This is a genomic window from Anaerosacchariphilus hominis (genome assembly GCF_014290175.1).
In the GTDB taxonomy this organism is placed as follows: domain Bacteria; phylum Bacillota; class Clostridia; order Lachnospirales; family Lachnospiraceae; genus Laedolimicola; species Laedolimicola hominis.
In genome coordinates, this window is the sequence record NZ_JACOOR010000002.1 from 45617 (window position 1) to 63621 (window position 18005).

General features: G+C 37.8%; 11 protein-coding genes. All 11 read left to right on the forward strand.

Features of this window, described 5'->3' with window-relative positions; all coding sequences use genetic code 11:
- Nucleotides 1–22 precede the first annotated feature (22 nt).
- The 11 genes from H8S44_RS02780 (at nt 23) to H8S44_RS02835 (ending at nt 17982) form a co-directional block, all read left to right on the forward strand.
- Nucleotides 23–658, forward strand: coding sequence for a helix-turn-helix domain-containing protein (locus H8S44_RS02780; RefSeq protein ID WP_186997525.1), 636 nt, complete (start codon nt 23–25; stop codon nt 656–658).
- Complete coding sequence (locus tag H8S44_RS02785) at nt 609–1223, forward strand: hypothetical protein (protein WP_186873360.1); 615 nt, start codon at nt 609–611, stop codon at nt 1221–1223. Before H8S44_RS02780 ends, H8S44_RS02785 begins: the two co-directional genes overlap by 50 nt.
- 36 nt (nt 1224–1259) lie before the next feature.
- Entirely contained in the window at nt 1260–2135 is an 876-nt protein-coding gene (locus H8S44_RS02790) for an HAD family hydrolase (protein ID WP_186873359.1), read from the forward strand.
- Between the two features lie 269 nt (nt 2136–2404).
- On the forward strand, nt 2405–4159 hold the full coding sequence (locus H8S44_RS02795; protein WP_186873358.1) for a phosphotransferase: 1755 nt from the start codon (nt 2405–2407) through the stop codon (nt 4157–4159).
- Nucleotides 4143–5018: an NTP transferase domain-containing protein gene (locus H8S44_RS02800; protein WP_186873357.1), complete on the forward strand. Its 876-nt coding sequence runs from the start codon at nt 4143–4145 to the stop codon at nt 5016–5018. The genes H8S44_RS02795 and H8S44_RS02800 overlap by 17 nt, the downstream gene beginning before the upstream one ends.
- The gene (locus H8S44_RS02805; protein WP_186873356.1) at nt 5015–6520 is read left to right on the forward strand and encodes a BCCT family transporter; all 1506 of its coding nucleotides are present in this window, start codon (nt 5015–5017) and stop codon (nt 6518–6520) included. Before H8S44_RS02800 ends, H8S44_RS02805 begins: the two co-directional genes overlap by 4 nt.
- 800 nt (nt 6521–7320) lie before the next feature.
- The gene (locus H8S44_RS02815) at nt 7321–9885 is read left to right on the forward strand and encodes an SIR2 family protein (RefSeq protein ID WP_186873355.1); all 2565 of its coding nucleotides are present in this window, start codon (nt 7321–7323) and stop codon (nt 9883–9885) included.
- Between the two features lie 196 nt (nt 9886–10081).
- Nucleotides 10082–13663 (forward strand): hypothetical protein, encoded by a 3582-nt coding sequence (locus H8S44_RS02820; RefSeq protein WP_186873354.1) that lies wholly within the window; start codon nt 10082–10084, stop codon nt 13661–13663.
- Nucleotides 13664–13786: 123 nt separating this feature from the next.
- Nucleotides 13787–14734: an SH3 domain-containing protein gene (locus H8S44_RS02825; protein WP_186873353.1), complete on the forward strand. Its 948-nt coding sequence runs from the start codon at nt 13787–13789 to the stop codon at nt 14732–14734.
- 255 nt (nt 14735–14989) lie between these two features.
- Complete coding sequence (locus tag H8S44_RS02830) at nt 14990–16864, forward strand: polysaccharide biosynthesis protein (RefSeq protein WP_186873352.1); 1875 nt, start codon at nt 14990–14992, stop codon at nt 16862–16864.
- 11 nt (nt 16865–16875) lie between these two features.
- On the forward strand, nt 16876–17982 hold the full coding sequence (locus H8S44_RS02835) for a DegT/DnrJ/EryC1/StrS family aminotransferase (RefSeq protein ID WP_186873351.1): 1107 nt from the start codon (nt 16876–16878) through the stop codon (nt 17980–17982).
- Nucleotides 17983–18005 lie beyond the last annotated feature (23 nt).

The following is an 18005-nucleotide window of genomic DNA, read 5'->3' on the forward strand; positions in this document are numbered from 1 at the left end:
GGACTTCCTGAAAACCCTGGAAATGTTAAACGGACTGAGTGAAAAGAGCCAGGAAGAAATAAAGACCTATATAGCAGTTGTGAAATCAAGAAATCAAACCTATATCCGCAGTACAGTTCAGGCGGTAGAGGAACAGGATTACGCTACCGTAGATCAGATTGTAAAAGAGTGCAAGAGAGCGCAAAAGCAGATAGCGCATCTGCAGAAAAATATGGATGAGATGCTATATTATGAATTAGGAATTTTCAATGGGTTTTATGAAATAGTGGAATCTTTGAAAGAAATAAAAGAAAAGAAGGAGGAGCATCGCAAAAAAGAAGATATCTTAGGAAGAAAGCATGTAAAAAATATTTTGGCTTATCTGTATGAAAATCCCTATGCAAGACAGGGGCAGACGGCAGAGGCAGTGGGAATAAAACCCAATCAGTTAAGTGAATTACTGAACTATCTGATGGATGCAGATTATGTGAACAGGTATGGAAAAAATAAGAGTACACAATATGTGCTGACCAGGGAAGGCCAGCAGCTATGCAGAGACAAGATAAAAGTCAGAAAAAATGAAACAATATTAGAATATAGCTATGAAGCAGAACTGAAGGAGAATGATTATGGTTATGAGAAATGGAAGGATAGAGAATATTATATCCCAACTATATGAATTGGATGAAAAATGGGAAGTGCATCTTCTGAAAAATGAAAAAAATCCAGTACAGGTTACGAATAAAATAAGGGAGCTGAAGCAGGAATTAAAAAATCTGGGTAAATATGAGGAAGCGGGAGAAATAAAAAGTCTTTTATTAAATAGCAATTTGCAGGAGGAGACTATAGAATATTTGCTTCAGGAAATGGAAAACGAGCTCGGTTTTTACAGAAGTTTTGCTTACCTGCGTTTCAGAGAAGAAGAAGGAGAAATAGAACTACGTGGTTTTATCGATGCAGTATACCGAAATTATATTTTGAGATTTGACGCACAATTTATGAACCAATGGTGTTCCGGACCACAGGGAGAGGAAATACGCGACGTCATCTACAGAATGCGTTTTCTGACGGAACAGTGGATAAAAGGCAGAACATCCAAGAACGGCATTATCAGGATACTTCAGCAAGAGGCAGGACTCGAGATCGAAAACTGTATATATTGGGCGGAGATTGTGGAAGCGAATTATATGGAATTGAAGTTGGATTATATTATGGAACAGTTGAAACAGGAGAATGGGAAGTAGTAAAAAACCAATCTGGTTAAAGAAGGGGGTTGTACTATGGGATACGAAAGAAAACACAAGGAAAAATTTCCTGTACTGGCCATCTGCTATGATTTTGATAAAACCTTATCGCCGGATGATATGCAGGCCCAGGGATATATTCAGTCTGTAGGATACGACACAGGGCAGTTCTGGAAAGAGTCCAATAGTATGGCTTCCGCCAATGATATGGATAATAATCTGGCCTATATGTATAAAATGGTTCTAGAATCAGAAGGAAATTTTATCTTTAATAAAAAAACACTTGCCGAGTATGGTGCAAAGGTGAAACTGTTCAATGGCGTGAATGGATGGTTTGAACGTATCCGTGAATATGGAAAAGAACGAAACGTGCTCGTGGAACACTACATTATTTCATCGGGACTGAAGGAAATGATAGAAGGAACGGCCATTGCGAAGAATGGAGCGTTTGAAAAGATTTACGCAAGTTCCTTTTATTATAACGAACGAGGAGTCGCAAAATGGCCGGCACAGGTGATTAATTATACCAGTAAAACACAATTCCTGTTTCGGATAGAAAAAGGAGTCCTGGACATCAACGATCCCGGTGTGAATGATTATTTCCCACCGGAAGAAATGAGAGTTCCGTTTCGAAATATGGTTTACATAGGCGACAGCGATACAGATATTCCCTGTATGAAACTCGTGAACGCATACGGAGGGCATTCCATCGGTGTCTATAATCCAGATACGCAGGATAAGACAAAGGTATTAAAAATGATTCGTGATAAACGCATTAAGTATTTTGTACCCGCGGATTATTCAGAAGGCCTGGAATTGGACAAGTTAATAAAGTCCATCATTGATAAGACAGCAGCGTATGAAGCCCTGGAAAATCAGTATTTTAAGAATCTGGCGGAAGCGAGAGAATAAGGAAACGGTGAAAAAAGCAGTGGGAAATTAGAGCGTTTTCTGCTGCTTTTTTAGAATATCTAGTAAAAAGGGGAGCCCTACATAGAAAAAGTATTGCAGGAAGACTTCAGATATGATAAGATAGCAAAAGAATATCAGGCTTCTTTAAAGCCGGAGACTTTTCAGAAGAAATATAAAATGTTATATGAAGAAGTTATAAGCAGAGCGTCCAGATAGCGGTCTGCTTCATCTTAAATTTAATGTTCACGAAAAATAGAAAGGAACAGTTAATGAACAAACAAAAATGCGATATTCTCCTCGCACTTAACAACTCCCCATTCATCAACCAGCGTCTCTTATCAGAAACATCCGGCTACTCCCTTGGCATCGTAAACCGTTGCCTGAAGGAGCTGCTGGAAAAAGGATATCTGAATGAGGAGATGCAGCCGACGGAACTGGCGAAAGAAGAATTGGAAAAGAGCCGTCCGGAACGGGCAGTGATTCTGGCAGCAGGATACGGTATGCGGATGATTCCCATTAACACGGAGACGCCAAAAGGCCTTTTGCAGGTCAATGGGGAGACCCTGATAGAACGGGTGATCCGGCAGCTCCAGGAGGTTGGTGTTCGTGATATTACGGTGGTGACAGGTTTTATGAAGGAGGCCTATGAATTTCTCATTGACCAGTATGAAATTCAGATGGTCATCAATATGGACTATGCCTCAAAAAACAACCTGCATTCCATGGCTCTGATAAAGGAAAAGCTGCGGAATGCTTATGTGGTTCCCTGCGATATCTGGTGTGAAGAGAATCCGTTTCATCGGAACGAACTGTATCCCTGGTATATGGTCTGTGATTTGGTGGATGATGAAAGTAATGTGCGGGTAAATCGGAAGCAGGAGCTGGTCAGAACGGAGTTGGGCGGCAATCGGATGGTGGGAATCGCCTATATCACCGGGGAGGCGGAACAGAAGCTGCAGGATAAACTGGGAAACATGGATGTATGCCCGGAATATCAGGAATGTTTCTGGGAGGAAGCGCTCTTTGATGATGACAGGATGTATGTGGCGGCGCGGATGGTTCCCTCGCAGAAGGTGTATGAGATTAATACCTATGAAGAACTGCGGGAACTGGACGCGTCCTCCAAGCAGCTGGATTCCAGAGTGCTGCGGCAGATTTCAGAGATCTTACAGGTCACGGATCAGAAGATTGAGAGTATTACAGTCCTGAAAAAAGGAATGACGAATCGGTCCTTTTTGTTTTCCTGTGAGGGGCAGCGCTACATCATGCGGATTCCGGGAGAAGGAACGGGAGAACTGATTAACCGGCAGCAGGAATATGCTGTTTATCAGGCCCTGGCTGACAGTCATATCAGCGATCAGGTTGTGTATATGAATCCGGAAAACGGGTATAAGATGACCCGGTATCTGGAACAGGTGCATAACTGTGATGCGAATGATCAGGAGGAAGTTCGGAAGTGTATGGTATTTCTGCGGAAATTCCATGAAAAGAAGTTACAGGTAGCTCATGCGTTTGATTTGTTTGAAAAGCTGGAATTTTACGAGGCATTGTGGAAAGGCGCGGATTCCTGTTTTCGGGACTATCGTGAGACAAAGCGAAAGGTCTATGAACTGAAAAAGTATATTGATGAGCAGCCGAAGGAATGGACGCTGACACATATAGACGCGGTTCCGGATAATTTTCTGATAGCAGATTCTGATGAGGCAGAGATACATCTGATCGACTGGGAGTATGCGGGAATGCAGGATCCCCATGTGGATATCGCCATGTTTGCCATCTACGCCATGTACGACAGAGCGCAGGTGGAAGCGCTGATAGACGCCTATTTTCCGGAGGGGTGTTCTGAGGCGGTACGTCGTAAGATTTATTGCTATATCGCAGTCTGCGGGCTGCTTTGGAGTAACTGGTGCGAGTATAAACGACAGCTGGGCGTGGAGTTCGGTGAGTATTCCATCCGTCAGTATCGTTATGCCAAGGAGTATTATCGGATTTTTCAGGAGGAGCAGAATGGGATATCAGGTTGACAATGCGGTGATTATGGCGGCGGGATTATCCAGCCGATTTGCCCCGCTTTCTTATGAGCGGCCGAAAGCCTTGATTACGGTAAAAGGAGAGGTGCTGATAGAGCGGCAGATCCGGCAGCTCCGGGAAGCCGGAATCAGAGAAATTATTCTGGTGGCAGGATATAAAAAAGAGCAGTTTTATTATCTGCGGGAAAAATATGGAGTGATCGTGATTGAGAATCCGGAATATCTGACCCGGAATAATAACAGCAGCATCTATGCGGCAAGAAAGTATCTGAAAAACAGTTATATCTGTTCGGCGGATAATTATTTTGCGGAAAATCCCTTTGAAAAACAGGTGGAGGACAGCTATTATGCGGCGGTTTATGCCGAAGGAGCTACGGAAGAGTGGTGTATGACATCGGATAGGGAAGGATACATTACCGGGGTGCAGGTAGGCGGAAAAGACGCCTGGTATATGCTGGGCCATGTGTTCTGGTCTGAAAAATTCAGCCGCAGGTTTCTGGAGATTCTGGAGCGGGAATATGACAGGGCGGAGACCCGGGATAAGCTGTGGGAAAGCATTTTCATCGAGCATTTGCGGGAGCTTCCTATGAAAATAAGAAAGTATCCAGAAAATGAGATTTATGAATTTGATTCTCTGGATGAATTAAGACAGTTTGATACATCCTATATTTCCGATACCCGCTCTGAGATTTTGAAAGAGATAGCAGGAAAGCTGTCCGGAACAGAAGCAGAGATACAGAATATTCGGGCATATAAAGCCGGAAACGCAGCGGCGGGATTTACCTTTGATTTTCGGGGAAAAAAGTATCGCTACAGTTATGAGGATGAAGAACTGGGAGAGGAAAGAGCATGAAAGAGAAAAAAATTGACTGGATGATCACATTAGTGCCATTGGTTTTAGTGGTAGGACTGAGCATTTTGTTTTTCCTGCTGCCGGAACAGTCGAATCAGGTATTGAGTCAGATTCGATTTTTCTTCGGAGATACCTTTGGCGTTTATTACCTGCTGATTGGTCTGGGAATTTTTCTGCTGTCCATATATATTGCGGCATCCAGATACGGAACGATTGTTTTGGGAGCGCCGGATGAGAAGCCGAAATATTCGTTTTTTGCCTGGGGATCCATGATGTTTACCTGCGGTCTGGCAGCGGATATTCTTTTTTACAGCTTTTCGGAGTGGGTGCTTTATGCGGTGGATCCGCATATTGCGGAGCTGGGAAGCATGCAGGAATGGGCAGGGGTATTTCCGCTGTTTCACTGGAGCTTTATCCCCTGGGGCTTTTATCTGGTGCTGGCAGTGGCCTTTGGGTTTATGCTTCATGTGAGAAAGCGGGAGCGCCAGAAATACTCGGAGGCATGTCGGCCGCTCCTTGGGAAATACACGGATGGCCTGGCGGGCAGAATCATTGATTTGCTGGCGGTCTTTGCGCTGCTGGCAGGAACAGCCACGACCTTCAGCGTAGCGACGCCGCTGATGGCAGGAATCGTCAGCGAACTCTTTCATGTGGAAATCAGCCGGACGGTGATTACCATTATCATTTTGCTGATCACCTGTGTGATTTATACCTATTCATTGCTGCATGGGTTCAAGGGGATCAGTGTGCTGGCGAAAGCATGTATTTATCTGTTCTTTGGTCTTCTGGCTTATGTGCTGCTTTTCGGAGGTGAAGGCAGATATATCATAGAGACCGGACTCACGTCACTGGGCAAAATGGTGGGAAATTTTCTGGAGCTTTCCACCTATACGGATCCCCTGCGGACTACGAATTTTCCGCAGAACTGGACCATATATTACTGGGCCTACTGGATGGTCTGGTGTGTGGCTGCTCCATTCTTTATCGGAAGCATCAGCCGGGGACGGACAGTACGGCAGACGATTCTGGGCGGTTATGTATTCGGCGTCGGTTCCACACTGACCAGCTTTATCGTTCTGGGCAATTATTCCATGGGCCTGCAGGTGACCAAGGCAGCTGATTTTATCGCGATTTACCAGGCGGACGGAGATTTGTATGGAATGATTATCGCCATGATCAAGACGTTGCCCTGCACGCCGCTGGTGCTGTTAGTGCTTCTGGTGACCATGATAGCTTTCTATGCCACATCCTTTGATTCCATTGCGTTGACGGCGTCCTGTTACAGCTACCATCGGCTGGGAAAAGAGGAAAAGCCTCACCGGATGATTCAGCTCATGTGGTGTATTATGCTGATTGTGCTTCCGATTGCGCTGGTATTTTCCGAAAGCTCCATGAGTAATCTGCAGTCGGTGAGCATCGTGGCGGCGTTTCCCATAGGGGCAGTGCTGGTGATGATAGCGGCCAGCTTTTTGAAGGATGCGAAGGCGTATCTAAATAAATAATGTAGGAAATCCTACAGAATACATTCGATTGGGCAGGGAAATGTCTTGACGAGGTGGTTCACAAAAAAGTGCTGATGAGCATGTAGTGTGCTTCTCAAAAGTTTCTACAAACCGCCAGCTGGAAAACGCATCAATCGCAGTATACTGATAAAAATGCAGGCTTTTGGCTTCGTTTACAAGGCATATAGTGGGAACAAATTTTACATCAACCTGAATTCGCTGACCGAGATAATTCATCTTCTCGTAAGACTTAGGAATATATTTAGGATTAGCAGGCTTTATGCCCTAAGCTTTTGTTTTCGAAGAAAACGATATAAGCCTGGAATCGAGTGTGTATAGCCGCACTGCATAAGCTTTACCCAGAAGATAACAAGCCCGGCATCGGGATTACGTCTACGCATATTTGAAATAAGTTTGATTTCTTCTGGAGTATGCTGATTAGGATGGTGATGGGGTCTGCGGGAACGCTCTCGTAGGGACTCTATAGAACCATTATAGTAACGTTTCCACCGATAGACGTACTGACGATTTGTTTTGTGTTTGATGGTAGCCTTTGTGATACCGAATTTTTCAAGAAAAGAAATGCCAGTGAGGGAATTGAAGATTGCTGTTTTTACCAGAAAGTGGTAAAATAAATTTGAATTAGTTAAAAATGTGCTTTGATAATTTACCCAGTAAGACAGAGATTGTTTTATTGGGCTTTATTGTTATTGGGGGATAACAAAGAACACGACTTATTACAGAAAATAGTAATTGAGAAACGTATAAAACTAAGAAAATAAAAAGGGAGTGAAATAGTAATGTGTGACGCTATTTTGAAATTAAAGTTGTCTTTAGAGGAAAAAACACCAGCGCTGCTATTAGGAGCCGGATTTTCGTATGGAGCAAAAAACGAAAGAGGTGAATTACTGCCAATGGGGAGAGAACTGACTGAAAAATTATATAAATATATGTTTATAATGAATCCTCCCGAAGAGGATATTTTAGAAGAGGACAAGGAGGGGGCAGAACGGTATAAAGAAAATGGAGATTTAAAAGGATTATGTGGTCTGTTGCGTGATGAAGGAAGGGTTGATGAGCGTAATAAGTATTTAACATCTATTTTTAGTGGTGCAACTATTGATAAAAAAAGTAAAATTTACAATATTAAAAATTATAAATGGGATAAAATATTTACTTTGAATATTGATTGCCTTCTAGAAAATATATTTGAGCAGGAAGCGGTTTCATATAGGGTGTGGAATCGGGATAATGATGATAGAAGGAATACGTATTCGGATACAGTGATAATTAAATTACACGGTTGTGTAAATAATGCTAAGGCAGGTTATATTTTTGATGATCAAGAATATATTAATTTTTTAAATGATGATGATTGCTTTGCCAGAGATTTTGGCGATGCGTACTCAAAAGGAGATATGATATTTATTGGAACGGAGTTTCAAGAAGATGATTTGAAAACTATTATTACTAAATATGGTTCTAAAGGGTATGATACAAGTGCAAATAATTACTTCTTTGTTTGTCCTCAAATAAATAGTGTACGTTTAAATAGACAAATTAGAAATACTACAAATTTTTATTGGATTCCGTGGACGGCTGAAAAATTTTTTGATTTTCTTTATGATAACGTGAGCGTGAAAAAGGATATCAAAAAGATTTTATTAGAGAAAGGTATGCGTTCATTAGACGATATATATAAAGAAAAGGGAAAAGGGTATGAAAGTAAACTATATATGGGATATGAATCACAATATGCAGATTTTTTCGATGAGTGGGATATTATTCATCCTGGAGTAGTACGATTTGAAGAAAAGATTATAAATAGTAAGAAAAATTTATTTGCAGTAATATATGGAAAAAGCTATGTGGGAAAAAGCTGTATTGCAAAAAGAGTTTTAATTGATTTAAGAAAACAAGGCTTTTTGGCTTTTGAATTTAATATGAGATCTTCGGAATATATACATCTTTTTAGAGAATATATTGCACAATTGCCGGAAAATACGAAGATCGCAGTTTTATTTGATGAAGCAACATTTTATTTCAACTTACTATATACAAACCTTATTGATAAATGCCCGAGTAATATAAAGCAGCTCATAGTTATAACATCAGATAATAGTAGTAATTACTTTGCTAAGCGAGATATTTTGGAAAGTAAACATTGTGTAGAAACATTTAAAACAGATGAGCATATCTCGTGTTTTTTTGCTGAAGAAATATATATTAAATTAAAAGATAAACATTGGCTAAATAAACCAGGGATACTTGGAAGCAAAAAAAGTGAAATAAAAAATTATGCGATTCAGGTAAATGATATTATAGAATTTTTGTATAATATTTCTCATGGACATGGATTTGAAGCACATTATGAAGATATGTTCACATTATTGACACACGATGTTAATTATAAATATTTACAAGCATTGGCAGTTCTAGAGGTATTAGGCTTAGGAAGTATAACGACTAGAATTTTACCTAGTTTAATTAAAAGTGAATGTAATAATTTTAATTTTGCAGAATTTAAGAAGAAATTCGATGAAATATTATTAGTTTCAGATCATAGAGTGAAAATTAGATGTTTGCGATTAATACAAAAAGCAATTTTTACAGATATGAATAAAGAAAATATAATTAATATTCTTGAGGAAATTGTACGCCAAACATATGGTCAATTTAATGAAGGAGATATTAACGAGTGGAGCGAGATTTTTCAAAAAGCATTGACGGTAAAGAAAATTTTAAAAGAAAAATTACTTACATTAGAGGATATAAGAGAATTACTAAATAATGTAGAAAAATATGGAGAAAACTATAGCTTTTATTGGATTCAAAGAGGAATTGCGGCACAAAAAGCCAATGAGTTTGATTTGGCAGATCATTATTTTAGAGAGGGAATTCGGATTAGACCTGTATCTTATCAAGCGCGTCATGCATTAGCAAAAAATTTGATGGAACGAGCTGTAGAACAGGTGAATAATATGAATTTGTCATATGCAGCATATTATATGGATGAAGGTATTAGAGAAATGAAAAGTATCATAGATGATAGTGCATTTAGTAGAGGCTACAAGTACTCTTTACATGCACTTATAGATATGAGCATAAAATATTTTAATGCGTGTCAAAAAATTATGGAATTTGAGCATATGAAATATATCCAAAGTAAAATATTACATATGTCTACAAAGGAATTGGATACCTGTATTCTTGCAGAAATCCAGAGGTATATTGATTATTGTATTTATAATGGATGTAGTAAAATTTGTGAACCTATTATACTTAAACATTATGAAAAAATTCCTTTAATAAAAGAAATTACAGAGCAAGATTACTTGATAGAAAATTTAGATTGGGAATCTTAATAGGAAAAAGATGATATGACAGTATGATATGGAAAATAAAGTTAGTCAGTGAAGTAAATTGAAAAGTAAATGTGATCTTTGTGAAATTGATAATTAATAGAGCAAGAGAGGGTATATATTTTAAGATTATTAAACGAAATTGGTAATCGCTTATAAAATTATATTTTATAAAGTATTAAAATGAGGAGGTGATGTGATGATAGTGGAGTTGTTAAGTGCCATATTAGAAAGCTTTATATATGACATCACCAGTTCTGGAATAAAGAATTGGATAGATAAACGGCGCTTGAATGAGTTACTTAAAGGTATTAGAGAAGATATCCGTAATTTTTGTGGAAAAAATGAATGCAGTTATCTCGACTCGAGTGCCTTCGAATATTTTATTAGAAATACAGAATTTTTACAAAGAGTGATTGAGAGGGCGGTGACAACTAAACTTGAAAAGACAGAAAAAGAGTTCCTTAGGGATGAGATTAAAAAGGCTAGAGAAATTGCTGTAGCGGAAAATATTTTATTTACAAATAATGAAGAACGTATAGTACGTGATCTGTATCATATTACGACGGAAAAAGTAGAGAATTATTATCGAAATAAACTTTCTGCGGGACAGCGTCACGCAGTGGCAGTATACTTGGCTAATCTTACGGAATTAAGGGAGTCAATGGAGGAGTTTAGGGATAAGAGTTTGGCAAATGATAAGGAAATCCTTAAAGCGATTAAAGAAAAAGGAAAGATTAGTGATACTAAAGCAGCAAAGATAGCATATTTGCTATCAGAGGAATTAGTTGAAGGCCGTTTCCTGGAATACAATAGTCTTGCAAAAGCAATTGAGGATAAATCTGATGATTTGGCAGTCTTTTACGAGTGCTTGTTGCATATATTCTGTTCAGAAAAATGCACAGATGCGGTGCGAAAAATAGGGGGTATTTCCAATGCAGATATTAGAGATATCGCTGTTAGAACGGCACTTCCTATACTTGTTTATAGAAAAGAACAGTTAGATTGTTTGTATGAGTTTTCATCTGCAAGTTCACTGAAAGGTATTATCTATGGTTTGGTAAATGATGATTATACAGATATTTTTTTGGAGAAGATTACGTTTGAAGAAGGGGTTGAGATTCATAACCTTACTTTCAATAAAAAATTACTTTATGAAGAGGAACAGCTTGTAAAGCAGATTGCTATTATATCTTTATATAAGAGACAGATCAGAACCGTGCATCTGGCCATGGAAGAACTGGAAAATGGAAATCAAACATGGTTAACGGAGCTCTTAATAGCGGATAAGAGAGTGGATAGTCTTATCGGTGGAGATGTTATTGATGGAAAATATGCGGGACTAAATGAGCTGGTGGAGTATATACAGCAATATCAAAACATTTATGATGGCTTGTGTAAAGAACTTCGAACGGTTTACTATTCTGTTTTGGTAAAAGCTTATTTATTCATAAATAAGGTAGATAAAGCAGAGCAATCGATCCCGATTGAATTAGCAAAGGAGCGTCCTCTTTCAGATTATATGTATGAAATAAAGATTGAAAAAAATGAAGTAGAATTAGCGGAAGTATATTCATATTCTGTACAAAATGAAACTTTTTGGTTACTTAATAACTATTTTTCGTTACGTAGAAATGAACGGGAGTTGATAGAATTTTGTAGAAAACATGAAGATATTTTTGAAAAAGATTGGCCGTTATTCTTTATGTATCAGGGCGCATTACAAGCGCTGGGATTTCAGAACGAGCGGGAAAAACAATTGAGAAAACATTCTGATAAATTAAATCAGACATACGAGTATTGGAATGAATTACTGAATATAGATACTTCAAAAAAAACTCGGGAGGAGTTTGTTGAGGCATGTCAAAAAGGAAAAATGACAAGCTTATTTTATAATTCTGAGTATTTAATAATTGAGCGTCTTTTAAATTATCAAGAATATGCACTTGCAGAATTATATATAGCAAAGCATGAAAGAATTGGTGGAACGAATTATCAGATCAAAAAATATAAAGCTATCATTCAGCAAAGTAAAGAAAATGAGATTGAGGCATTGAAGTGGTATAGGGCTTCGTTCGATGAGAACCAAGAAGATGCATTTGTTATAGATTCTTTAATTACTTTGTTACTGTGTAATAGACGAAATGTGAGTAAGAATATAGTAGATGCGGCATTGAAAGCGGATACATCAAGGCTTCATATGTTGGTGGCAGCCTGCTATTTGAAGGATGGGAATATATCTAAAGCAAAGTGTGAAAACATAAGAGCTATATTGATGGAAAAAGAAGGGGATGTTTCTGTTTATTGTCAATATATTTCCATTTCAACAAGTGCTCATAATAACGAAACAGTAACTTTAGCTGGAGTGGATGCTGATACAGCAGTGTATTGTAAAAAAGTTGATGGTGGGCATCGGTGGCTATGTATATATAAAGATAGTATTTTACCAAGTTCTCCATATGTGTGGAATAATGATTATCATGTACATATTGACGATGCTGCTAGGTTAGGGTATCTGAGAAAACACAGAGGTAGTCAAATTATAATTGAAAATGAGCTATACGAAATTGTGGAAATAATGACATTAGATTGTTATCTGTTTAGAACATGTATGGCCAAGATGATACAAAATGGTGTTGCAAAGGAGATATCAATACCATTGAAGGACGGAGAGATGGATATTTCTACCCTTACAGAAATGCTTGGTCAAAAAACACCGAATGAAAGAAATGCGTATGATTGGCTTGAACAATATAATAACCTTCAATATGTTCCGCTTCCGTTGTATGCATATAAACAATTTACCCGGTTATCATATTTTCAGTTTGTAGATATGATTCTTGATTCCCCAAATTATTTTGTGCGGGAGAAGATTAGTACATTCAGGCAAACAAAAAAAGGCGTTGTTTCATTTGCTGCTCTAGTTACTTTGTATAAGATCGGGTTTCCGGCAGAAAGTATTCGTGAAGCAGGTGGAGTTATTATGGAGTCGACATTAGTTCAAGCCATTTCTGATTCTGCGGAAATTATCAAAGAATATGATAGAGAAACTGTTGCTTCTTTAGGAATGATAGATGGAAATCTTTTTTTGAATCAAGTGGATGATACTGGAAAAGAGTATTGGTTAAAAGAAGCGGGAAGCTTTAAAAAATATTGTGAGGCAATACCTGTTATTACAAATGATAGTGATCTATTAGAGGAAATTTTTGGCGGACATGATATTAAAGACGTATTCGGGATATGTGATTATGATGCAATATCTTTCGTACATCATAATGAAGGATATTCTCTTATAGCGGTTGAAGCGATATTAAATTCTTTATCAATGGATGAAGAGCTTAAGTTAAATGTTATTACCATTCCAGACTGGCTGGTTATTCAAGAAATAAGTGGTGAAAGGTTACTTGGGTATACAAAAAGTCTATTAGATAAGGGATGTTTAATATCTGTTACTAAGAATGTGATTGATTATTTGTCTTTAGAAATCTCGAAAGCTGATGAAGGGACTAAGAAAAAATTATATTTATTATGGGATAGATTGTTATCGGATGTTGAAAAATATCCAGAGAAGCAAAGGATAGTGTTTATACAGGCAATATCTGAGATTATAGTTTCTTATAAGGATGAGATAAAAAGTGTCGATGTGGGAATTCTTCGGATATTAATGAATAACATACTTTTGCTTCGAAAACAGAAAATAGAGATGATTTTTGACGGGGAACAATTGTCATTTGCGCTTGTAAATGCAGAATCAGAAGAACAAATTCTAGAAATAAAGTAGAAATAATATGGGGAAATGGCTGTAAATTAGATTCAATGTCATGGGGCAAAGAATTGAATGCAGGCACTTTCTTAATCTGTCAGGTTATAATATTGGCCAAGCAAAAGAAAAGAGGCGTTAATATTGAAAAATACTATTAAAGTAGATACATCGTCTGCTACAATAGAAAAGTCAATGACTAAAATGCTAGAGGCATCTAAGAGGTTATCTAACTCGTTAGCAGTAACTGTAAATGAAATAATGAAAAGTAATGCAAAATATTCGCAGGATAGGATGTTTGAATTAACAGAAGTAATGCGAAAAACAATGAATTCATATGTGAAAATAAATACAGCCTATTTAACTAATAGTATGTTTTCTGATTTGATAAAAAATACTATGGAATCACTAGTGGAGTCATTTAAAGAATATGAGAAAATTGATATTTCAAAATCAGCCAGAGCAATGGCGGAATCAATGAACAAAATTTCAAAAAATATTGCAACAGAGCAATTGAGACAGCTACAACAAATAGATTTTTCGACTGTGTTTGCGAATATAATATCTGAATCAACATCTTTTTTGGAAATTATTGGAGCGGCATATGATGTGGTTCGAGGTGAGGATGAAGAGAAAATTGGAAAAAGTGATTTATTTACAGAAGAAGAGATGCGAGAGGCGTTATCTGAACAGGTAACTAACCCGAAAGGGTTTCAAACAAGAGTTTCCGAATGGTCAGAAAAGAAAAAAGTGCAATTTTTTATTGCTTGGCAATTGATATGTTTTATATATGCAAATTTTTTACAACCATATTTCACAGAAAAAATAGGTATGCCAGTAACTACATATGTTGTTAGTAATGTAAAAGAACTTCCGGAAAAGGGAGCAAGGATAGTTGGACAAATTCAAGAAAATATTGAAGCAATAATTGTCGAAAATACAAATTATTATTATAAAATTACTTTTACAGATGAGAACGGCGAGACGAAAGAAGGATATGTGGCGAAGCGGAATTTAAAGATTGTTGAATATAAAAAGGAAGAGAACGTCAATGAAAAATCAGCGCCAGATAATGATACGGAGACGAAATAATTTTATACAATTAATATTTTAGATAATTTTTTATATAAAATAAGGTCAAATAAAATAAATTTTGAACTTGTAAGGATTCTTTACATGTTCAGCATATAGTAGTCGAAGAAATAAGGAAGAATGCGAATAGAGATGAATGAAATGGAATGAATTTACAACGAATAATGTAAGAGATTTACAGTATCTTTACACTCTATTTCATAAGTGTTATAATAAAATTGTATGTGTAATTCTATAACCTGTGAGGATGAAACCATGAGTTTGGAGAGATTTATTGAAAAAAATGCACCAAAGAATCGCATTGCGCTACTGGTGGTGCTTGATATACTAATTATTACAATTTCAGGCTTTTTAGCATTATATGTCCGTTTTGATTTTAGTTTCAGTAAAATGGATATGACGTATGTAGATTATGAACTATATTATCTGCCGACAAATCTGATCTTAACGTTATTGATTTTTGTGGCGTTTAAGTTGTATCGTAGTGTTTGGAGGTTTGCAAGTACTACAGAGCTTTTGAATGTCATTGGAGCTTGTTCGGGTAGTATTCTGGTGCAGATAATTTTGATGGCGATTCTGGGAATGCGGATGCCGGTCAGCTATTATATGATGAAATATGTGCTTCTGATCGCAGGGATTGGATGTTTACGATTCACATATCGAATTCTACGCATGTTCCAGGAAAGGCGGCTGGGATTACAGAGAGACAAGCGGAAGAATACTATGGTAGTCGGTGGTGGAGAAGCGGGCGCTATGATTATCAAGGAGTTTCAGAATAGCCGCTATCTGGATCAGAAAGTCTGCTGTGTGGTGGACGATAATACGTCAAAGGTAGGCAAATATATCCGTGGTGTGAAGATCATGGGAACAAGAGAGGATATTCCCTATCTGGCCCATGAGTTGGATATTGATGAAATCATAGTAGCACTTCCTTCGGTATCCCAAAAGGAAGTGAGTGCAATTCTGCAGATCTGCCAGAAGACAGATTGTCAGTTACGCGTCCTGCCGGGCTTGTATCAGATGATCAATGGGGAAGTCAGCGTTTCACGGCTGCGTAAAGTAGAAATTGAGGATTTGTTGGGACGTGAACCTATCAAGTTACAGGTAGAATCCGTCATGGGATATGTTCAGGGTAAGGTGGTACTGGTTACAGGCGGAGGTGGTTCTATTGGAAGTGAGCTTTGCCGTCAGATAGCTGCACATGATCCGAAGCAGTTGATTATCGTAGATATCTATGAAAATAACGCTTATGACATCCAGCAGGAATTGAAGCGAAAGTATCCGAACCTGGATTTGGTAGTACTGATTGCTTCTGTACGGAACACCCATCGTATTAATACGATATTTGAAACCTATCGTCCGGAAATCGTGTACCATGCGGCCGCGCATAAGCATGTACCCCTCATGGAGGACAGCCCCAATGAGGCTATCAAGAATAATGTATTTGGAACTTACAAGACAGCTCAGGCAGCGGACAAGTATGGTGTAAAGCGTTTCGTGCTGATTTCCACAGATAAGGCAGTAAATCCCACCAATGTCATGGGTGCGTCCAAGCGTATGTGTGAGATGGTAATTCAGATGATGAACAGCCGCTCTAAGACAGACTTTGTGGCGGTTCGCTTCGGAAATGTACTGGGCAGTAATGGAAGTGTCATTCCTCTGTTCAAGAAACAGATTGAACAGGGGGGGCCTGTCACTGTAACGCATCCGGATATTATTCGTTATTTTATGACCATACCGGAAGCGGTTTCTCTGGTGCTTCAGGCAGGAGCTCTGGCAAAAGGCGGAGAAATCTTTGTGTTGGATATGGGGGAGCCTGTAAAGATTCTGGATCTGGCAGTGAACTTGATTAAGCTGTCCGGGTACAAGCCTTATGATGAGATTCCTATCGAATTTACTGGACTGCGTCCGGGTGAGAAACTTTATGAAGAACTTTTGATGAGTGAAGAAGGACTGCAGGAGACGGAGAATAAGCTGATTCATATCGGAAAACCCATTGACTTTGATGAAGAGTGGTTTCGAAAGAAATTAGACGAGATATATGAGCTGGCTAATGAAGATTATATAGATATTCGGGATAAAATACAGGAAATTGTACCGACTTATGTAAGAAAAAAACAGAACAAATAGAGGAGAATGCTATGGATATTCCAGTTACGAGATCGTCAATGCCGAGTTTTGAAGAGTATGTAGAGGAAATTAAAGAATTATGGGAGTCCCATTGGTTAACTAATATGGGAATAAAACATAAAACTTTAGAAGAACAGTTGAAAAAATATTTAGGAGTGAATGGAATATCTTTGTTCTGCAATGGTCATATGGCTCTTGAAATGGCTATTCAAGCAATGAATTTATCTGGCGAAGTAATTACGACACCGTTTACATTTGCATCGACAACACATGCAATTGTAAGGAACGGTTTGACACCGGTTTTTTGTGATATTAACGAAAAAGATTATACAATAGATGTAGATAAAATAGAAACACTTATTACAGATAAAACATCCGCTATTATACCGGTACATGTTTATGGAAATATGTGTGACGTTGAAAGAATAGAAAAATTGGCGCGTAAATATGATTTAAAGGTTATTTATGATGCAGCACACGCATTTGGTGTCAAGTATAAGGGAAAAAGCGCGGCGGTCTATGGAGATGCAGCTATGTTTAGTTTTCACGCTACAAAAGTATACAATACGATTGAAGGTGGAGCAGTTTGTTTTGAGTCAGATGATTATGGATTAGATTTGTACAGAATAAAAAATTTTGGTATAAGGAATGAAGAAGTCGTAGATGCTGTAGGTGCGAATGCTAAGATGAACGAATTTCAGGCAGCAATGGGAATTTGTAATTTACGCCATCTTGATGAAGAAATTGCAAAACGGAAAATAGCACATGATATTTATATAGAGCAATTAAAAGGCATAAAGGGATTATATTTACCGCAACAGCAGGAAAATGTTGAGAGCAATTATGCGTATTTTCCAATTCGGATAAATGAAAATGAATTTGGTATGTCCAGGGATGCATTATATTTATATCTGAAAGAACATGGAGTGTTTTCCAGAAAATATTTCTATCCATTAACAAATTCGTTTGAATGTTATCGAGATAAATTTGATGTAGAAAAAACACCAGTGGCTTTATCGGTATCTAATGAAGTTTTAACATTGCCTTTATATGCGGAGTTATCTGAAGCAGATGTGAAAAAAATATGTAAGATAATAGCACAAAGAGCAAAAGCATGAGATAAAAACAGGATAAGGAGAAC

What these genes read in the sequence shown, in the direction of transcription:
- H8S44_RS02805 (WP_186873356.1), top strand. Translation starts at nt 5,015, where the DNA reads ATGAAAGAGAAAAAAATTGACTGGATGATCACATTAGTGCCATTGGTT.
- H8S44_RS02790 (WP_186873359.1), top strand. Translation starts at nt 1,260, where the DNA reads ATGGGATACGAAAGAAAACACAAGGAAAAATTTCCTGTACTGGCCATC.
- H8S44_RS02815 (WP_186873355.1), top strand. Translation starts at nt 7,321, where the DNA reads ATGTGTGACGCTATTTTGAAATTAAAGTTGTCTTTAGAGGAAAAAACA.
- H8S44_RS02835 (WP_186873351.1), top strand. Translation starts at nt 16,876, where the DNA reads ATGGATATTCCAGTTACGAGATCGTCAATGCCGAGTTTTGAAGAGTAT.
- H8S44_RS02800 (WP_186873357.1), top strand. Translation starts at nt 4,143, where the DNA reads ATGGGATATCAGGTTGACAATGCGGTGATTATGGCGGCGGGATTATCC.
- H8S44_RS02785 (WP_186873360.1), top strand. Translation starts at nt 609, where the DNA reads ATGGTTATGAGAAATGGAAGGATAGAGAATATTATATCCCAACTATAT.
- H8S44_RS02820 (WP_186873354.1), top strand. Translation starts at nt 10,082, where the DNA reads ATGATAGTGGAGTTGTTAAGTGCCATATTAGAAAGCTTTATATATGAC.
- H8S44_RS02795 (WP_186873358.1), top strand. Translation starts at nt 2,405, where the DNA reads ATGAACAAACAAAAATGCGATATTCTCCTCGCACTTAACAACTCCCCA.
- H8S44_RS02830 (WP_186873352.1), top strand. Translation starts at nt 14,990, where the DNA reads ATGAGTTTGGAGAGATTTATTGAAAAAAATGCACCAAAGAATCGCATT.
- H8S44_RS02780 (WP_186997525.1), top strand. Translation starts at nt 23, where the DNA reads ATGTTAAACGGACTGAGTGAAAAGAGCCAGGAAGAAATAAAGACCTAT.